Below are 18,200 nucleotides of genomic sequence, written 5' to 3'. Positions count from 1 at the left end.
AGGTTTGAGTTTTATGCAAGGTCGGAAAAGCTCGCTGCAGCGCAGCACGCGCGGGGACAAGATCTTCGATGTGTTCAACGTGGCGCTCATGGCGGCCGTCGCGGTCGTGATCTTCTATCCGCTGTACTTTGTCGTCATCGCGTCGTTCACGACGCCCCGCGTGGTAAACCGCGGAGACTTCCTGCTGTACCCGGTTGAATTCTTCGCGGGCGGCTACAAGAAGACGTTCACCTATCCGCCGCTCTGGCGCGGCTACCTCAATTCGTTCATCTACACGGGCCTGGGAACCGCCTTCTCTCTGGTGACGACGCTCTCCGGCGGCTACGCCCTTTCCCGCGCCGACATGGGCGGACGGCGAAAGATCATGCTGCTCTTTTCCTTCACCATGTTTTTCAGCGGCGGCATGATTCCCTCGTATCTGCTGATGCGAAACCTCAAGATCTACGATTCGCTGTGGGTCATGGTGCTGCCGGGCGCGGTTTCCGTGTACAACCTGATCGTCTGCCGGACGTTCTTTGAAAGCACGCTGCCCAAGGAATTGCTGGAGGCCGCGAACATCGACGGATGCAGCGACTTCGGCTTCTTCTTCCGCGTGGCGCTGCCCCTCTCCGGCACCATCGCCGCGGTGCTGGCGCTCTTCTACGCCTCCGCCAAGTGGAATTCGTACTTCGACGCGCTGATCTACCTGATGGATGAGAAGAAGATGCCGCTGCAAATCGTGCTGCGAAACCTCCTGCTCATCGGGCAGACCAGCGAGATGGTCACCGGCGACGCGAAGGCGCTGGCAGAGCGCAAGAACATGGCGGATCAGCTCAAGTTCTGCGTCATCGTCGTCTCCGCCGCGCCGTTGATGGTGATCTATCCCTTCCTGCAAAAGTACTTTGCCAAAGGCGTGATGATCGGCGCCGTCAAGGGCTGAGCGACGGGATACAATGCAGGTTCGCCGGGGCGAGCGTCCGGCGTTACGGCGCGGCCGGCCGTGCGCGGGGCGTCTTTCCGAGGCGGAATGCGTTTATCAAATGAAAAAAGGAGAATGAGAAATGAAGAAGGTATTTGCCCTGTTCCTTTGCCTCGCGCTGAGCCTGAGCTCCGCGGCGCTGGCTACGGATTACCCGGATACGGTTCATTTGGACGGCACGCTGCCCGTGGTCGAGGAAGGCACGAACCTTGAGCCCATGACGATCATCAATACGACGCCTGAAAACCGCGTGGTGGACGCGAACGAGCTGGACCAGGCGGTCATCATGGGGAAGAATACGGGCATCGACCTTAATTGGGTCGGCATCCCCGAGGCGGGCTTCACGGAAAAGATCAACCTGATGCTCGCCAGCGGCGACCTGCCGGACATGATCTGGAAGGGCGTCAGCACCTCCGTCATCAGCCAGTACATGGGCCAGGACATCTTCCTGCCCACGGAGGAGCTCATCGCGCAGTACGCCCCCAACATCCAGAAGATTCTGGACGATCACCCCGAGTACAAGGCGCTGGCGACGTACCCGGACGGCCACATGTACGGCTTCCCCTACATCGAGGAGATGTACGGCCTGACGCTGACAAACGGCCCGATTCTGATCAACAAGACGTGGTTGGACAAGCTGGGCCTTGAAATGCCCACCACCTTGGACGAACTGAAGGACGTGCTGATCGCCTTCCGCGACGGCGGCGATCTGAACGGCAACGGCGTAGACGACGAAATCCCCTACGCCTGCAATTTCGTGATCGACGCGGACGGCTTTGACTCCAACAATACGCTGTTCGCGATGATGGGCTGCTTCGGGCAGAGCGTCTCCTATGGCTCCTACTATCCCTACTGCACGCTGGACGCGGACGGCAACGTGATCTTCGGCGTCCTGAGCGACGCGTTCAAGGACGTGCTGAAGTTTTACCGCGGCCTGCAGGAAGAGGGGCTGCTGGACATGGACGGCTTCTCCGGAGACGGTTCCTATGGGTACAAGCTGCGCGAGCAGGACGCGGTCATCGGCGTGTTCGGCTGCTGGTCCCCGGAGGGCGAGATCCCGATCGTCGAGGTGCGGGATCAGTACGAGCCGCTGCCGAGGCTGTCCGGCGAGAACGGAAAGATGGGCGTTCGCTGCAACCGGTCCGAGCTGTGGGGAACCAGCCACTCCATCCTGACCACCGAATGCAAGTACCCGGAGATCATGACCGCGCTGATGAACTACCTCAACGAACCGGAGATGGCCGTCACGACCAACTGGGGCACTGTGGGCTATTCCTACGTCCGCGACGAGGAAACGGGCATTCTGGGCTTCGACCTGAACGAAAAAGGCGACTTTAACGTGCCCGAGGGCTACGAGTCCTGGAACGACCTGCGCCAGAACAGCACCCCCGTGCAGGGCGGCGTCGCGGTGCTCAACGAGTACTACGGCACGGTCGCTGAATACACCTATGACGCGGTGGAGCTGCTCGCCGCGCAGCGCGCCAACGGCAAGGATGAGGTGCTGGCGGAGAACCGTTATTTGCCGCCGGTGCTGATGACCACCGAGGAACAGGCGCAGTACTCCCAGATCGAGCCGCAGATCAAGAATATCGTTCGCTCCTTCATGGTCAGCTCGATACTGGACGGCGGCATCGACGAGAACTGGGCTTCGTTTGAGCAGTCGCTGAACGACGCGGGCCTGCAGAAGATGCTCGGCCTGATCCAGTCCGCATACGACCGCTACCTGAACACCTACAACGCGCTGATCGCGGAATAAAAGAACCTCGCGCAGCGCATACAAAAAAGACCGGGGAAGAAATCCAGTTGGATTTCCTCCCCGGCCCTTTGCTGTAAAGCAGGTCTTACTTCGCGGCCTTCGCGGCTTCGATCAGGCCCTTGACATAGCCCAGGGTGTCGACCAGCGTGCAGCCGGAGACGGCGTCGACCATTTCCTCGGCGGTCTTGCCCTCGATCGCGGCCTCGAGCTCGGCGACCGTCTTGCCGGTCACGTAGTCTTCGATGGCGGCGTAGTTGACGTCCAGCGCGACGGTGGAACCGGCGGCAGCCATGTTCTCGCTGTACGCGGCGGCGTTCGCCTTCTTGGAAGCCAGCACCTTGCCCTCAGGATAGCTCTGGCCGAAGTCCTTGTCGCTGTTCGGAACGCCGACGCTCGTGTCGGCCGCCATGAACTGGAACTCGTCGATGTAGGCGTCCGCGATCTTATCGCCCTGCATCGCGACGGTCAGAACCGCGAAGCACTTCGTGCCGTGCGCGGCGTATTCGACCTGGCCGATCTTCACGGCGTCCTCCGCCAGGGCGAAGACCGGGATCATCATGCAGACGACGAGCAGCAGACTGAGAAACTTTTTCATGGGATTCATCCTCCTTATCGGGTTGCCTTCAAATGGCAAACCATCGACTGTGGACGATATTATAGCGTATTCTGAACGAAATTGCAAGAGAACATTGGGAGAAAATATGGATAAAATGTCAATTTGCTATTTGGATAAATTGAAAAAAGTGTAAATAAAGCAAGCCGAAGCCTTTAAATTTGATTGGAATGATTCTCATGTATTGGCTTTTTACGGAAAGCAAATGCGCGTTCACACAAAAGGCCGCGGAAGAGACAGCCTCTCCCGCGGCGATGTTTTGTCTTGTCTTCCACACGCGCGCCAGTTCGAACGGCGCGAATTATTTTTTCCGATTTACGGACGGCAGGCGGCGGCGCAGCACCTTGTCCGAGGCGACGGAGTAACCGAAGAAGCCTAAAACGCGCCCCAGCGCGTGATATTCGCCGTGGCTGTAGGCACAAAGGCGGGCGCGCTCCATCACCAGCTCGCCCTTTTCACCGAAGAGACGCTCCTGCACGTAGACCTCCACGATGCGGCAAAGGAACAGGTCGTGCGAACCGAGCTCCTGCACGCTTTCTACCCGGCAGGCCAGGCAGATGGGCGCTTCGGCGATGGCGGGCGCCTCCTCGAGCGCGGGCAGGCGAACGGGCGTTAAACCGCAGGCGGCAAACTTGTCCACGTCGCGCCCGCTCTTGACGCCGCAGAAATCCGTGGCCCTGCACAGCTCCTGCGAGACGAGATTTACGTAAAGACAGCGGCTCTGCATGAGCTGTTCGTGCGAAAAGCGGGACTTGCGCACGCTGATGGAAAGCATCGGCGGGTCGGAGCAGACCGTGCCTGCCCATGCGACCGTGATGATGTTGTCCTTGTCGTGCGGCGGCTTTGTGCCGCGGCAGGAAACCATCACGGCGGGCACGGGCGCGAGCAGCGTCGTCGCGCCGAGGGGCTTAAAGGCGGTCATTTCCGGCATCTTACACCTCGTAATCGGCGGCGCAGCTCTTCTCGCGCACCGCATGCATGTGCGCCTGCACGGGCAGGTGCACGGGATGCGTGCGGTAGGCGTCGAGCGCCTCGCGCGTTTCAAAGAGGGTCGTCAGGCAGATGTCGCACGAGCGCTCGGAACGGAGGAAGTCGACGCCTACCTCCAGATCCCGCATCCCCTCGATTTTTCCCTTCATCGAGCGGAGCTTGTCTGCGGTCAGCTGAATGTTTTCGGGGCTCTTGTCCTTGAGCCAGAACATGACGATGTGGCGTATCATGGAAAAACCTCCCTCAGTGATTGGCGCGGCGAAGCGCGGAGAATCCTCTTAAACTTCCGACGTCTTTTCGTAGACCAGGCGCATGGCCGCGACGGCTTGCGCTTCCATATAAAAGGTCAGGGTATACGAGCCGCCCCCGTCGGGCGCGTGAAAGATGAAGCTGACGGCCTCTTCAAAGGAAAAGTCGCCGTCCTCGGTGTTTTGCTCGCACGCGGCGCTGTCCTGCGGGAAGAGGGAAAGCACGGTGTCCCGCGATTCGCCGATTTGAATGCCGCGCACCGTGAGCAGCGGGAAACCGGGGGCGTCCCAATAGGCGGCGAAGAGCGAGGCCTCCATGCCGAGCACCTCGTCCGGCAGGTCGCTTGCGCCGGTGAGCCCCTTCAGAGGATCGAGCAGGCTGCCCGTGTCCCCCGTGAGAAGCTGCAGGATGCCGCCGGTGCAGTAGAGCACGAGCACCGTGCCTCCGTCCGCCTGAACCCACCAGCCGTAGCTTTCCGGGGCGTAGGAGGCGGCGAAGTCCGCTACGGTCTGCTCGGGGACGCTGAAGACGGCCTGCACGTCGTCCGGGCCAAAGGGAAGGGGTTCGTCGCACAGCGCCGCCGCGGGAAGAAGCGCCAGCACGAGCAGCATAGAGAGGAAGCGTTTCATCGCGCGCCCTCCCGCTCAGCGGACGGCGAGGCGCAACACCGCCTCGATCGCCGGGGTATCCAGTTCTACGAAATGGCCGGTGGTGCCGTTCGGCCCGCGGACGACCTTGGCCGCGAGCGCAGGGATGTCCTCTTCCCTGGCGCCGAGCTGCGCAAACGTCACAGGCATGCCGATCGAGGAGAAGAACGCCTCCATGCGGCGAATGCCCTCGAGCGCGGTGTCCTCTGGATTCCGATAGTCCATATCGCAGCCCCAGACGCGCACTGCGAACTGGGCAAAGCGCATCACGTCGTGCTGATAGACGTAGCGCATCCACGCGGGGAACGTGACCGCGAGGCCCGCGCCGTGCGCGCAGTCGTAGAGCGCGGAGAGCTCGTGCTCGATCTGATGGGAGGCCCAGTCCTGCTCGCGGCCCACGCCGACGCTGTTGTTGTGGGCGAGCATGCCCGCCCACATGATGTTGGCGCGCGCTTCATAGCTGTCCGGGTTTTGCATGACCTCGGGCGCGGTGCGCACGATGGTCTGCATCAGCGCCTCGGCCATGCGGTCGGTGAGGTCCACGTGCTCCGTGTTGGTGAAGTAGCGCTCCATGATGTGCGCCAGCATGTCCACGATGCCGCAGGCCGTCTGATAGGGCGGCAGGGTGTAGGTGAGCTCCGGGTTCATGACGGCAAACAGCGGGCGGTTCAGGTCGGTGGAGAGCCCGCGCTTGAGCATGCCGTCCTCCTGCGTGATGACGGAGGAATTGGAGCCCTCGGAACCCGCGGCCGGAATGGTCAGCACGACGCCGTGCTTGAGCACGGTCTTCGGCGCGGTCTTTCCGCAATAAAAGTCCCAGAAGTCGCCGTCGTAGGGGATGCCCAGGGCGATTGCCTTGGCCGTGTCGATGGCGCTGCCGCCGCCTACGGGCAGCACGAAGTCCACCCCTTCGCGGCGGCCCAGCTCGATGCCTTCATAGACGAGCCCGCTGCGCGGATTGGGGCGCACGCCGGAGATTTCGCAGTGGGGAAGGCCCGACGTGTCGAGCGAGGCGACGACGCGGTCGTACAGGCCGGAGCGCTTGACGGAGCCGCCGCCGTAGACGAGCAGCACGCGCGTGCCGCCCAGCTCGCGAATGAGGGAACCTACCTGGGTTTCCGTGCCCTTGCCGAAGACAAAGCGCGTGGGGGAATAAAACTCAAAACTCTGCATTGAGAAACCCTCCTGCCATTTGATATTTCCAACCTATATCATAGCGGCGCGGACACAAAATTGCAATGCTTTTTCGTCCGCGTCGGAAAGCCGAAAAACAGAGGATATAAAATAGGGAAAGAATGAAGCGCTTGTCTTTACGCTTTCGGTGTGTTATCCTTTCTTACATGGACGGAGCATGCGCGGGGGGCTTTAAGGAACCAGAAAAAATTTGAATTTCAGGAAAGAAAACGCATGAGCGCGCCGTCTATTGAGTAAGAACGAAACGGAAGCGAAAGCGCCGTTTGGAAAGACGCCGCGGGAAGCGGAATGGAGGGAAAGAAAATGAGTGAAAAAATGAGAAAGATGCTGGCGCTGGTGTGCGTGGCCGTGCTGATGACAGGCACCGCGACGCTGCCTGCCGTTGCGGACGAGGGCGGCGGGCTCACGGCGACGCCGGTTGAAGCGACCGATCCGACGTCCCCCGACGGCGGGGATGGAAAGACGGAGGCGGTGACGCCGACAGCGCCGATCAGCAGCGTGCAGATGCAGGTGATCGACGGCAACAACCTGCGGGTTTTTGGCGTTTGCGAAAAGGATCAGGCCGTGAACGTGACGCTGTGCGACGCCGACGGCGCTGCGATCGCCGGTACGTTCAACCCGCACAAAGTAACGCGCAATAGCACGGAAAAGGGAACGTTTGACACGACCTTTACCGGCCTGATCGACGGCACCTACCGCGTGAAGGTGTCATATGCGGTCAAGAACTCGTTTAAGGCGGTGGAAGCGCTGACGGCCGATGGGCAGATTTACGCCGTCACAATCGCCGCGTCCGGCAGCCAGGATAACGGTTCCTCGTCCACGGACGCCACGACCCAGCCGCCCGCCGGACAGGAGACATCGGCTCCGACCACGCCTGCCGTGACGGCGCCGACGACCGCGATTTCCGGAGTGCAGGCGTCGCTTTCCGGCACGAAGGACATCGCCGTGAGCGGCTTGGGCGAAGCGGGCCAGAAGGTGATCATTCAGGTCTATAAGGGCGACGAGGCCACAGACGTCAAACACACGAAAATCGTCGGCCAGGACGGCTCGTTCAGTACTAAATTTGACACCATGAACCCGAACGACTACCGCATCTGCGCGTATTACGAGGCCGCGCCGGATCAGAAGGCCTTCGCGGACGGCGTGGTGAGCGTCGGGAAGCAGAGCCAGGAGACGCATCCGGAGAACAACGGAACGTCGAATGGGGACGGCACGCTGCATACGCCGAGCAACGACAACTTGCCGATCGTTCCTTTTAATGCTACCGGAGGCGATGCGACACCGGACAACCTTCAGATTTCAGAGAAGACGGATTCTAGCGCCACTATTACCGGAACGGCGACGCCGAACTCTGATATTGAGATACTGGTTGATAACGATTTGAAAGAGAGTACGAAGTCCGACGCCGAAGGAAAATTTAGTTACACGATTAGCGGTCTGACGGCGGGAACATATACAGTCAGCGCCAGATATAAAGACCAAACGAGTACAAAGGATATTAGCCTGACGATCGATGCGCCACAGTCGACACTTCCTGATTCAGAGCTTACCATCACGAACATCGTGGGCGGAGAAGCCTGCGTGGTGATTTCGGGTAGTGCGAAAGAAGGAGTAGTCGCGTCGATCAAAGCTACGATCGCAGGTCAGGAATATTCCGGATTCACCGGGACAGCCGAAGCAGACGGCACATTCACCGTAAGCATCCCCGTGCCGGACGTGTCGGGAAGCGTTGAGGCAACCGCCCATGCCGAGGTTCAAAATTACGATATATTTAACTATAAAGATGCATCTATCCCGAGCACGACAATTGAAATCAAAGGAAAATCCATTGATTTAACGGTAAGCGCCAAATACGATCCTTTGACCGGCAAGACCACGATCAGCGGCGAAGGCAAAAAGGGCGCGGCCATCACGGTAAAGGTCGGTTCCTCCTCTTATGAAGGCCAGATCAACGCCACGGACGGCAAGTACACGCTGACGGAAGCCATTCCCGGCGAGGGCGACGACATGCTGGTGGTCGTCGCGTACAAGGATAATCCGTCGATCACTGCGGAGACCACAGTTTCTATCTCCAAACCCCCGGAAAAGGTCGACCTCAAGATCACCTCTGCCGTAGGCGGCGTTGCGCAGGCCGTCCTGACGGGCGAAGGCAAGCCGAACGCGGCGATCGAGACGACGATCGGCGGCGTGCCCGCGAAGGGCACGGTCGGCGCGGACGGCAAGTTCTCGCTGACGGCAAGCAACGTGCCCAAGGGGAATTACAAGGACATCACCGTCAAGTACACGGATGAGAACAACGGAAAATCCGCGACCTGGAAGGATCAAATCACGGTCACGGAACCCGTATCGGCCACGGACGTCACCATCACGAAGGTCACGCCGGAGGTCGGCAAGGTCACCATCATCGGTACCGCGAAGGCGGGCGAGCGCGTGGTTGCCTCTATGGTGACGCCGGACAACAAGACCGTCACGCGCGGCATCGCGGTCGACGCGAACGGCAGCTACACCATCGAGTTTGACGGACTGGTTTCCGGCACGTACAAGACCCTCGTGGTGCAGTACGTGAACGAGGGCGTCGGCAAGCAGGCCGCCTATCCGGGCGACATCGCCGTGCCCGCGCCCAGCGTGGAAAAGCCCAACCTGGCGGTCGACAAGATCTACACGGATACCCTGATCGTCGTCGGCAAGACCACGCCGAACCTGAAGGTTACGGTATCGACCTCCTACGGAAGCACCCAGTACACCTACAGCCAGAACTCCGGTTCGGACGGCGTCTTCCGCATTCCGCTGACGCGCACGCAGGGCGTGAACGCGGTCGTGCGCGTGACCGTGACCTATGGCAACAACGAAACGGTTTATAAGGATATGGTGGTCGAAAAGACGGCCCAGAAGCCGACCTACCTGACGCTGAGCCGCTACAAGGGCAGCCGCGGACAGGTGGTGCTCAACCTGCAGGAGCGTTTGAAGGACCTGGGTTACTCCGTGAACCTCACGGCAAAGTTTGATTATGCCACAGAGGAGGCCGTCCGCCAGTTCCAGCGCACCAACGGCCTGGACGTAGACGGCATCGCGGGCAAGAACACGCAGACGGTGCTTTACAGCGTCGCGGCGCGTCCGAACGGCTCCACCACCCCCGATCGTTACCCGGTGCTCGTGCGCGGGGATCGCGGCAGCGCGGTGAACCGCCTGCAGCAGCGCCTGAAGGACCTCGGTTACTACACCATTAAGGTCGACGGCATCTACGGCGTCGGCACGCAAAGCGCGGTGCGCGCGTTCCAGCGCGTGAACAACCTGACGCAGACCGGCACCGCCAACAGCTACACGCAGCAGGTGCTCTACAGCTCGGCGGCCATTCCGCTGAACGACTACACCTCCAACTACGTGTACCTGAGCCGCGGCAGCCGCGGCAGCGCGGTAACGCGTTTGCAGAGCCGCCTGGCGGCCCTGGGCTACTACTACGGCTCGCTCGACGGCATCTACGGCAGCGCGACGCAGACGGCTGTCCGTCGCTTCCAGTCCCGCAACGGCATCTCCGCGACGGGCGCGGCGGACGTGAACACGCAGACGGTGCTGTTCGGTTCCGGCGCGATCGCCAACGGCTCGAGCGGCGGCTCCAGCGTGGGCTATGTCTACATGCAGTACGGCAGCCGCGGTACGGCGGTGACCCGCCTGCAGCAGGCGCTGAAGGATAAGGGTTACCTCAAGGGCAAGGTCGACGGCATCTACGGCGACCAGACCTACGACGCGGTCAAGGCCTTCCAGCGCGCAAAGGGGCTGGTGGTCGACGGCATCGCGGGACGCAAGACGCAGAACGCCCTGTACGGAACGAATTACTAAAACACATGAGGGAGCCGCCCGGCGTGAAGCTGGGCGGCTCCTCTTTGCGTTTATCTCTATTTTCCGCCCGTCATCGCGATGCCCTCGATGAACTGGCGCTGAAAGATGAGGTAGAGCACGACCATGGGGGCCATGGCGAGCACCGAGCCCGCCATGAGCACGGGGAAATTGGTGGTGAACTGCCCGCGCAGCGTGGAGAGGCCCGAGGAGAGCGTCATGCGGTTGAGGTCGCTGTTGCAGATCAGCGGCCACATCAGGTCGCCGTAAGCGAACACGGCCGTAAAGACGGCGAGCGCCGCGAGCGCAGAGCTCACGAGGGGCAGCGCGATCTGCAGGAAGATACGGCCCTGGCTGCACCCGTCGATCTTCGCCGCTTCGATGATCTCGTCGGGCACGCCCATGAACGCCTGACGGAGAAAGAAGGTTCCGAAGGCGCTCACGAGGCCGGGGAAGACCAGCGCGAAGATGGTGTTCGTAAGCCGCAGGTTCGCGAGCATCTGATACTGCGGGATGATGAAGATCTGCGTGGGGAGCATCAGCTGCGTGACGACGACGGCGAAGAAAAGCCCACGGAAGCGAAACGGAATCTTCGCGAAGGCGTACCCCGCCATGGAGCTGAACACGACCGCGCAGACGATGCGCCAGAAGATCATCAGCGCCGTGTTCAGGTAAAGGTTCGTGAAGGGCAGCAGCGAAAGCGCGCGGCTGTAGTTTTGCAGGATCAGTGCGTCCGGCAGGAGCGTCGGCGGAATGCGCATGCTCTCCTCCACGGTCTTCAGGCTGGTCAGCACCATCCAGACAAAGGGAACGATCATCACCGCCGCGCCGAGCAGCAGAAAAAGGTAGACGAGCAGGCGGCCGCGCCGCCGCGTCTGGGCAAACGAAGACATAAGACCTCCCTTCCTCAGGGGCGCTGCCCCCGAAACCCCGGTTTAGGTGTGCCGCCCCCGAAGATTCCCGGCTTTCGCTCACGTGCGGCGGCGGACAGGCATCCCCCTTACGACTCGTAGTGCACCCAGCGCTGCTGGCTGGTGAACTGAAAGAGCGTCGTAACGCCGATGAGCAGCACCGTCCATACCACGACCGCCGAACCGAAGCCCTTGTCGCCCGCGATGAACGACTCGCGGTAGAACAGGTACATGAGCGACTGCGCATAGGGCAGGGCGGGGTTGGACTGCTCCACGATCATGTAGATCAGGTCGTACACCTTGAGCGAGGACATCACGCGCAGGATGACGACGAAGAACAGCGTGGGCGAGATGAGCGGGAGCGTGATGCGGAAGAAGCGCTGCAGCGGCGTCGCGCCGTCCAGCTCCGCGGCCTCGTAATACGTCGGGGAGATCGACTGGATGCCCGAAAGCAGCAGCACCGCGTCGTAGCCGACGGCACTCCAGATGGCGACGATCGCGCAGGAAATCAGCACGAGCGCCGGGTCCGTGATCCAGCGCACCGACAGCCCCAGCAGACCGTTGACGACGCCGTAGCGCGCGTTGAGCATCCATTTCCACACCAGAGCGACCGCCGCCGGCGGCACCACCATCGGCAGAAAGTAAATCGCCCGAAAGGCGGCGCGCCCGCGCACGCCCTGATTGAGCAGCACCGCCACCAGCAGCGAGAGAAACACGCCGACGGGCACCGTCAGCAGGCAGAAGTAGAGGGTGTTCCACGTCGCGCGCCAGAACTCCGAGCTGCCGAACATGCGGGTGTAGTTTTCAAGCCCGCTGAACGCATAGCTTCCGAAGGCCTGTGTGCGCGAAAAGCTGAGGATCAGCGTCTCGATGAAGGGATAGACGTTGAGAATGAGGAGCCCGAGCACCGTGGGCGCGGTCAGCAGGTAGCCCCAGCCCGCATCGCGCGTTCGGGTTGCCCCCGCGCCCCGAACGGGGCTTTGCCGTTTTGCGCGCATCGTACTCCTCCTAACGGTTGCTCAGTTCGTCCACGGTGCGCTGCATCGACTCCAGCGCGGCGTCCAGCGTCGTCTCGCCTGCGTAGACGCGCAGCATTTCATCGCTCACGCGCGTCTTCCAGGCCGGGCGCGAGGCGTTGTTCGGGCTCTGCACGCTGTAATCGAACATCGAAAGGCACGCCGCCGCGTTGAGCTTGTAGTCAAACTGGTCGAACACGCCGAGCCACGTGCTCTCAAGGCCGTTGTAGGCAGGGATCGCCGCGCCCTTTTCGCCCTGAATGCGCTGGGCTTCCTCCGTGCCAAGGAACTTGAGAAAATCCTTGGCTGCCGCGAGGTTTTTGCCCTTGGCGCCTGTGGCGTAGGTCAGGCCGTTGGAAATCGTCGCCCGTCCGTCGCCGGACATCGGGTCCGGGCACGCGGGCAGCACCGCCACGTCCCACTTGCCGTGCATGGAGGGATAGTCCTCCATCTTCGAGCGGAGCCCCCAGCTTCCTTCGAAGTACATCGCCGCTTCGCCCGAGAAGAAGGAGGTCGACGGCTCCGTCTCGGCAAAGTAGGTCTGGTCCGGGCACCAGTCGGTGTCCTGGAGGCCCACGTAGAAGGCGATGGCTTTCTTGGTGGCGGGCTGCGTATAGCCCGCCGTCTTCTTGTCGGGGGAAAGGATGTAGCCGCCCGCCTGATAGACGTAGGACCAGTAGCCTAAGTGCTCGTCGTTGTTGGCGAGGTAGCCGTACTTGCCCGTCGCGTCGTGAATCGCCTGCGAGGCGCTGACGAGGTCGTTCCAGGTCCAGCCCTCGTCCGGATAGGAGACGCCCGCCGCGTCGAAGAGCTCGCGGCTGTAAATCAGGCAGATCGTGTCCTTGTCCTTGGGCACGCCATAGATCTTGCCGTCCGAGCCGCGCGCGTTTTGCAGCAGGCCCTCCGGAAAGTGCTTTTCGTAAAAGCCCGTCTCCTCATCCACGTACAGGTCGGTCAGGTCCGCGAGGATGCCGCCGTCCGCGTACTTGAGGATCTCGTCCGTGTGCATCCAGAAGATGTCCGGGAGCGAACCACCGGTCGCGGCGGCCTCGAGCTTCGTCCAGTATTCCGCCCAGCTGGTGACCTGCACGTCGATCTGCACGTTGGGGTTCTTCTGCGTGTAGGCAGCGGCCATGGCCTCCATCGCGGACTTCTGCGTGTTGTCCCAGATCTGGAACGTCAGCTTCGTCTGCCCTGCATTCCCCGCGTTGTTGGAGGCGCAGCCGGTAACCACCCAGCAAAGCGCGAGCGCAAAAAGGGCGCATGCCGCCCGTTTGACCGTCTTCATCTTCGTATCCTCCTCGCTTTTGTCGAAGACAGTTTTCCAAGGCGCGCGGGATTGTATGCATTGACAACGCGCGGGGAAGAGAATATAATGATTCGGTTTGAAATTCAAAATAGTGGAGGCAACGATATGAAGCGAAAGAGCAGGCGCATTTTGACGGGCGCGGCGGCGCTGGCGGCGGCGCTGATCGCCGCGCTTTTCTTCGTGGGTAATTACTTTGTGAATTACGCGCTCTCCCCGGCAGGCGACGGCGGCAACAGAGAGGCGGCGCTGGAGGTCGCGCCCGCACCGGGCAGCGTAGAGGAGACGATCGCGCGGAACGACGCTTCGCAGGAGGCGCTTACAGATGCGTGGCTCGCGCAGGCACCGTCGGAGCGCGTGCAGGTGACGAGCGAGGACGGCCTCACGCTCGTGGGCACGCTGTACCCGCAGGAGGGGCACCGCTACGCGATCCTTACGCACGGCTACAGGGGCGGTTGGGAGGGCATGCTGCCCTACGCGCAGCGCTACGCCGCCGCGGGCTACCAGCCGCTTCTTCCCAGCATGCGCGCGCACGGCGAGAGCGAGGGCGACTTCATCGGCATGGGCTGGCCGGACAGGCGGGACGTGCTGCGCTGGATCGACCTGATCCTCGCGCGCGATCCGCAGGCGCAGATCGTGCTGCACGGCGTTTCGATGGGTGCGGCGACGGTCATGATGACCTCGGGCGAGCAGCTGCCGGGGAACGTGCGCGCGATCGTGGAGGACTGCGGCTACACCTCGGTGTGGGACATTTTTGCCTCCGAGCTCAAGGTGCGTTTTTCGCTTCCGACCTTCCCGGCGCTGGACGCTGCGAACCTCGTCGCGCGCATGCGCGCGGGATACGACTTTAAGGAAGCGTCCGCGCTCCGCCAGGTGGCGGCCTCGAAGACGCCCATGCTCTTCATCCACGGCGACCGCGACGACTTCGTGCCGGTGAGCATGGTCTACCCGCTGTACGAGGCCTGCAATGCGGAAAAGGAGCTGTTCATCGTGGAGGGCGCGGGGCACGGCGGCGCACGCAGCGTTTCGGGCGATGCGTATTGGGAAAAGGTTTTCTCCTTTATTTCCCGCTACGTGGAATGACGGGCTGCCCTTGCGGCGGATACGAAAATAAGGTATAATAAACGGCGAGTGAAACCGCCGTTTTTTTCATCTTTCAGGATTGCAGGCTCGGCCGCGCGCGATGCCGCCCAGTGCGGAAGCGGCTGCTTCGAGAAGGTGCGGGCACTGCCCGTTTTTTCATACATTTGTAATACCTTTTTCATGAAAGGATTGGATGAAACCGGGGGCATTTTCCGTCTTATGAATGAGCAAAGGAGTTGGGGCTCTTGAGCGAGAGCGCGCAGACGTTTGACCGCGTCGAGCAGCTGGAACGCCTTTACTCGCTGTACGCAGATGACGTGCTCCGGGTTTGTTATTTTTACCTGGGGGACCGCCAGCGCGCGGAGGACGTCTGTCAGGACGTATTCGTGCGCTTGCTTACGAAAGGGCCGGACATCCAGGAGGGCCACGAAAAAGCCTGGCTGCTCAAGGTCGCGCTCAATCGATGCCGTGATCTGTGGCGCGCCGCGTGGGTAAAAAGGGTCGTACTCGGCTCGCCAATGGAGTGTATTCCCGGGCCGGATTCCATCGCGGAAAGCGAGCAGAAATCGGAGCTGATGGAGGCTATACATAAGCTTTCACCGGCGTTCAGAGAGGTCATTCTGCTGCACTACTATCAGGGCTTTGGCATTGCGGAGATTTCCGCGATGCTCGATTTGCCGGAGGGGACGATTTCCAGCCGGCTGAGCCGCGCAAGAAAGAAACTTGAAACCCTTTTGAAAGGAGGCGACCCCCGGTGAATAGGCTGGAACAATTACCGGATATAGCGAACGAAATGCTAGGCGGCCTGCATGCCGGGAACGCGCTGAAAGAGCGCGTCTACATCGCCGCAAAAGAACAAACCACCCGTCGTGCATGGTGGATGCGGCCGGCTATCCGCATCGGCGTACCGGCTATGGCCTGCGCGCTGGTGCTGGCGGTGGGGGCGGCGCGCCTGCTCGGCGGGACGAACGGCATACGCACCGGTCTGCCGGCTCAGGTGAACACCGGCAAGATGGGCGCGAGCCTGCCCGATGGCGTAGGGGAAAGCTATCTCGTGGGCAACGCGGACCTGCCCGCGGGCAGCATTCAGCTCAGCAACGCGGACGCGCCGAAGTACAAGTCCATCCTCGCCAGCGGCGAGGGCGGCAATTTCCCGCTCGTAGGCGTGAGCGGCCGTGCCTACCGCATGGTCTCGACGCCGAAGAGCCTGAAGGAATCGCGGTTGGGCGAGCAGGTCGGTACCGTCGGCCTGAACACCAGTGAACCGTCCATGGCCTCCGGGTCCGACTGGTCTGCGGCGTTGTCCAACGCGGCGGACGAGGGCGCGGCGGTGTACGCGATCTCCGGCGTTTCGCAGAAGACCGCGGTAGCGGCCGAGGTGGACGGTCAAATGCGCGTGTTCCAGCGCGTATCCTATGCCGGCTATGGCGTCGGCGGGGATTCTCTGGAGAGCACGCTGGACGTGCGCGGCAAGGTTTCGAGCCTGACGCTCTCGGGCGTGGGCAAGATCGAGGACAGCGGCAAGGCGAACGACCTTGTCGCCGTGCTGCTGGACAATGCGACCTCCTACAGCGACGATTTCTCCAGCTCCAAGCAGAGCCTGCTGATCGCCTTGGACAACGGGCTGACGCTTCAGATGAACGTTTCCGGCGAGGTGCTTTATGGATGCGGCGGCTGGAGCTGCCCGGAATTCTTTGAAGCGTTCCAGGAAGCGCTGTAACACAGAACAGAGAGAGCCGCTTTCGCGACAACTGCGAAGGCGGCCTTTCGTTTAAGCTTTATGGAGGGAAACCATGTACAAAAGAAGTATTTTGACGGTGGCGCTGGCATTTGTGATCTTCTTGTCCGGGAGCTTAAACGCGCTGGCGGAAGCGTATGGCGTCGTCACGTCGAAGGGGCTTAGCCTGCGCGCACTGCCCACGACCGATTCTCAGCAGCTGGGCACATACAGTACAGGCACGGCGGTGGAGCTGCGCGGGTATGTAGACGGCTGGTACTGGGTGCGCGTCGGGGACGGTACGGGCTACATGAGTGCGCAGTACGTAAGCCGCGCGACGCCGGGCTACGTGGACAACCGAGGTAAGTACGTCAACCTGCGCGCGGAACCATCGTATCGCGCCCCGGTGCTGATGCAGGCGCAAAGCTTTACGCCGTTGGCGGTGCTTGGACGATCCGGCGCGTTTTACCGCGTCGTGGTCTCCGGGCATATCGGGTATATGGATGCAAAACTCGTTCAGACGGAGGATGCCGAACTTGAGACGGATGCCGAACTGTATCAATGGATCGTCGGTTCGGATGCCGTCGTGCAGCAGGTGGGAAGGACGGAGGCGGACGTCGAATACGACGAGCATCTTTCTTTGAACGTTCAATATCCGCGCACAGATTGCGCCGTTCTGGACGACGCGCTGAAGCGGTTTGTGCGGGAAAAGGAACGCGAGGCGCGGGATATGCTTGGCGCTGTCGGCGTGGACGGGGACGAGGCGGAGGTCGAATTATCGCTCAGCTACGATGCTTACCGTATCGGCGAGCGGTATGCCACCGTGATGGAGAACGGCTTTTTGATGAGCAGCTTTATGGCGCATCAGGAGGATTTGGCGCTTGTTGTGACCGCGGATTTGCAGACGGGAAAGCTGTTGACGGCCGACGACATCCTGACCGAAGCGGGGAAGGATGTTGCGCTGAAGCTCTTGACGGACCGTCTTTCCCAGGTATACGGGGCGATGGACGACGCGCAGGCGGACGAAAGCTGGCTGTCAAACTGCGCGCTTTTGCCCAGCGGCGTGGCGGTGGTTTTCGTACGGGGAGATCTTCTGCCCAGCGCGCTGGGGACGTTGCGCGTGATTCTTCCGTACGCGGAGCTCGGCGCGGCAGGCGCACTTTCGCCGGAGCTTGATATTGCCCAGGTGCAGGAAATCAAATCGGATGTGAGCGATTACGACGTTACGCAGGAGCAGACGCGGCCCGTCCAAACGCAGGCGCCGGCGGAAACGGCAGTGCGCCGGATCGATCCTGACAAGCCCATGATCGCCCTCACCTTTGACGACGGGCCGAGCGAGGTGACGCCGCGTATCCTCGCGGCGCTCGACGAGGTGGACGGCAGGGCGACATTCTGCGTCGTCGGCAATCGCGTAGCCAATTATGAGGACGTCGTTCTTCAGGTCGCGCAGCAGGGGAGTGAAATCGCCTGCCATACCTGGAGCCATAAAAAGCTGACGACGCTGTCACAGGAGGGGATTGCCCGCGAGCTGGAGCGAACCATCGCGGCGGTAGGCAAGGTTGCGAACGCGCCTGTCCGCGTGTTGCGTCCGCCGTATGGTTCCGTCAACAAGGACGTGCGCGCAGTCACGCGTTCGATGAACATGCTCATCGCTTCATGGTCGGTCGATACGCTCGATTGGTCGACGCGAAACGAGGAAAAAACCTATCGGGCGATCATGAAAGGGGCGAAAAACGGATCGATCATCCTCTGCCACGACGTGTACGAGACGACGGCTGCTGCCGTGGAGCGGGCGATTCCGGAGCTGAGCGCGCAGGGATACCAGTTCGTGACGTTCTCCGAGCTCATGTCCTTTCATAAGAATGGCGTAAAGGCGGGATCGGTGTACAGCCATCTGGCGCCGGAAAATATCGAACGGTAAGGATG

The 18,200-nt window shown here is 61.4% G+C and carries 15 protein-coding genes; 7 read left to right on the top strand and 8 right to left on the bottom strand.

All coding sequences use genetic code 11. The features are described 5' to 3' along the window. Positions 1-13: 13 nt before the first annotated feature. Together C1725_RS18720 and C1725_RS18715 are read left to right on the top strand one after the other, a co-directional pair. On the top strand, positions 14-919 hold the full coding sequence (locus tag C1725_RS18720; RefSeq protein ID WP_102413191.1) for an ABC transporter permease family protein: 906 nt from the start codon (positions 14-16) through the stop codon (positions 917-919). Positions 920-1,040: 121 nt separating this feature from the next. Beyond that, the gene (locus C1725_RS18715; protein ID WP_102413190.1) at positions 1,041-2,714 is read left to right on the top strand and encodes an extracellular solute-binding protein; all 1,674 of its coding nucleotides are present in this window, start codon (positions 1,041-1,043) and stop codon (positions 2,712-2,714) included. Between the two features lie 85 nt (positions 2,715-2,799). Here the strand turns inward: C1725_RS18715 and C1725_RS18710 are convergent, their stop codons facing one another. The 5 genes from C1725_RS18710 to C1725_RS18690 all read right to left on the bottom strand — a co-directional run bounded on the left by C1725_RS18710 (position 2,800) and on the right by C1725_RS18690 (position 6,386). After that, positions 2,800-3,309: a hypothetical protein gene (locus C1725_RS18710; RefSeq protein ID WP_102413189.1), complete on the bottom strand. Its 510-nt coding sequence runs from the start codon at positions 3,307-3,309 to the stop codon at positions 2,800-2,802. Positions 3,310-3,628: 319 nt separating this feature from the next. Continuing rightward, positions 3,629-4,258: a flavin reductase family protein gene (locus C1725_RS18705; RefSeq protein ID WP_346026860.1), complete on the bottom strand. Its 630-nt coding sequence runs from the start codon at positions 4,256-4,258 to the stop codon at positions 3,629-3,631. Position 4,259: 1 nt separating this feature from the next. Further along, positions 4,260-4,547, bottom strand: a complete 288-nt coding sequence (locus C1725_RS18700; protein WP_102413188.1) for a Dabb family protein — start codon at positions 4,545-4,547, stop codon at positions 4,260-4,262. Between the two features lie 48 nt (positions 4,548-4,595). Next, complete coding sequence (locus tag C1725_RS18695; RefSeq protein ID WP_102413187.1) at positions 4,596-5,195, bottom strand: hypothetical protein; 600 nt, start codon at positions 5,193-5,195, stop codon at positions 4,596-4,598. Between the two features lie 15 nt (positions 5,196-5,210). Next, entirely contained in the window at positions 5,211-6,386 is a 1,176-nt protein-coding gene (locus C1725_RS18690; protein WP_102413186.1) for an iron-containing alcohol dehydrogenase, read from the bottom strand. A gap of 324 nt (positions 6,387-6,710) precedes the next feature. On the opposite strand from C1725_RS18690, the gene C1725_RS18685 reads away from it, so the two are divergent. Then, entirely contained in the window at positions 6,711-10,244 is a 3,534-nt protein-coding gene (locus C1725_RS18685; RefSeq protein WP_346026859.1) for a peptidoglycan-binding protein, read from the top strand. Positions 10,245-10,300: 56 nt separating this feature from the next. On the opposite strand, the gene C1725_RS18680 is transcribed toward C1725_RS18685, so the two are convergent. The 3 genes from C1725_RS18680 to C1725_RS18670 form a co-directional block, all read right to left on the bottom strand. Next, positions 10,301-11,134, bottom strand: coding sequence for an ABC transporter permease subunit (locus tag C1725_RS18680; protein ID WP_102413184.1), 834 nt, complete (start codon positions 11,132-11,134; stop codon positions 10,301-10,303). 107 nt (positions 11,135-11,241) lie between these two features. Then, the gene (locus C1725_RS18675; RefSeq protein WP_102413183.1) at positions 11,242-12,150 is read right to left on the bottom strand and encodes an ABC transporter permease subunit; all 909 of its coding nucleotides are present in this window, start codon (positions 12,148-12,150) and stop codon (positions 11,242-11,244) included. 10 nt (positions 12,151-12,160) lie between these two features. Beyond that, on the bottom strand, positions 12,161-13,456 hold the full coding sequence (locus C1725_RS18670) for an extracellular solute-binding protein (protein ID WP_102413182.1): 1,296 nt from the start codon (positions 13,454-13,456) through the stop codon (positions 12,161-12,163). A 126-nt stretch (positions 13,457-13,582) separates the two neighbouring features. On the opposite strand from C1725_RS18670, the gene C1725_RS18665 reads away from it, so the two are divergent. From C1725_RS18665 to C1725_RS18650, 4 genes are all read left to right on the top strand, one after another. Continuing rightward, positions 13,583-14,557 (top strand): alpha/beta hydrolase, encoded by a 975-nt coding sequence (locus C1725_RS18665; RefSeq protein WP_346026858.1) that lies wholly within the window; start codon positions 13,583-13,585, stop codon positions 14,555-14,557. A gap of 245 nt (positions 14,558-14,802) precedes the next feature. Continuing rightward, the gene (locus tag C1725_RS18660) at positions 14,803-15,315 is read left to right on the top strand and encodes an RNA polymerase sigma factor (protein WP_346026857.1); all 513 of its coding nucleotides are present in this window, start codon (positions 14,803-14,805) and stop codon (positions 15,313-15,315) included. Beyond that, a complete protein-coding gene (locus C1725_RS18655; protein WP_102413179.1) occupies positions 15,312-16,277 on the top strand; it encodes a type 2 periplasmic-binding domain-containing protein in 966 nt (321 codons plus the stop codon). Before C1725_RS18660 ends, C1725_RS18655 begins: the two co-directional genes overlap by 4 nt. Before the next feature lie 73 nt (positions 16,278-16,350). After that, a complete protein-coding gene (locus tag C1725_RS18650; protein ID WP_102413178.1) occupies positions 16,351-18,195 on the top strand; it encodes a polysaccharide deacetylase family protein in 1,845 nt (614 codons plus the stop codon). The last annotated feature ends 5 nt before the right edge of the window (positions 18,196-18,200 follow it).

The organism is Beduinella massiliensis, assembly GCF_900199405.1.
Taxonomy (GTDB): domain Bacteria; phylum Bacillota; class Clostridia; order Christensenellales; family Aristaeellaceae; genus Beduinella; species Beduinella massiliensis.
Note: the sequence above shows the minus strand (reverse complement) of the source record. Positions and strands in the feature narration are given on the sequence as shown.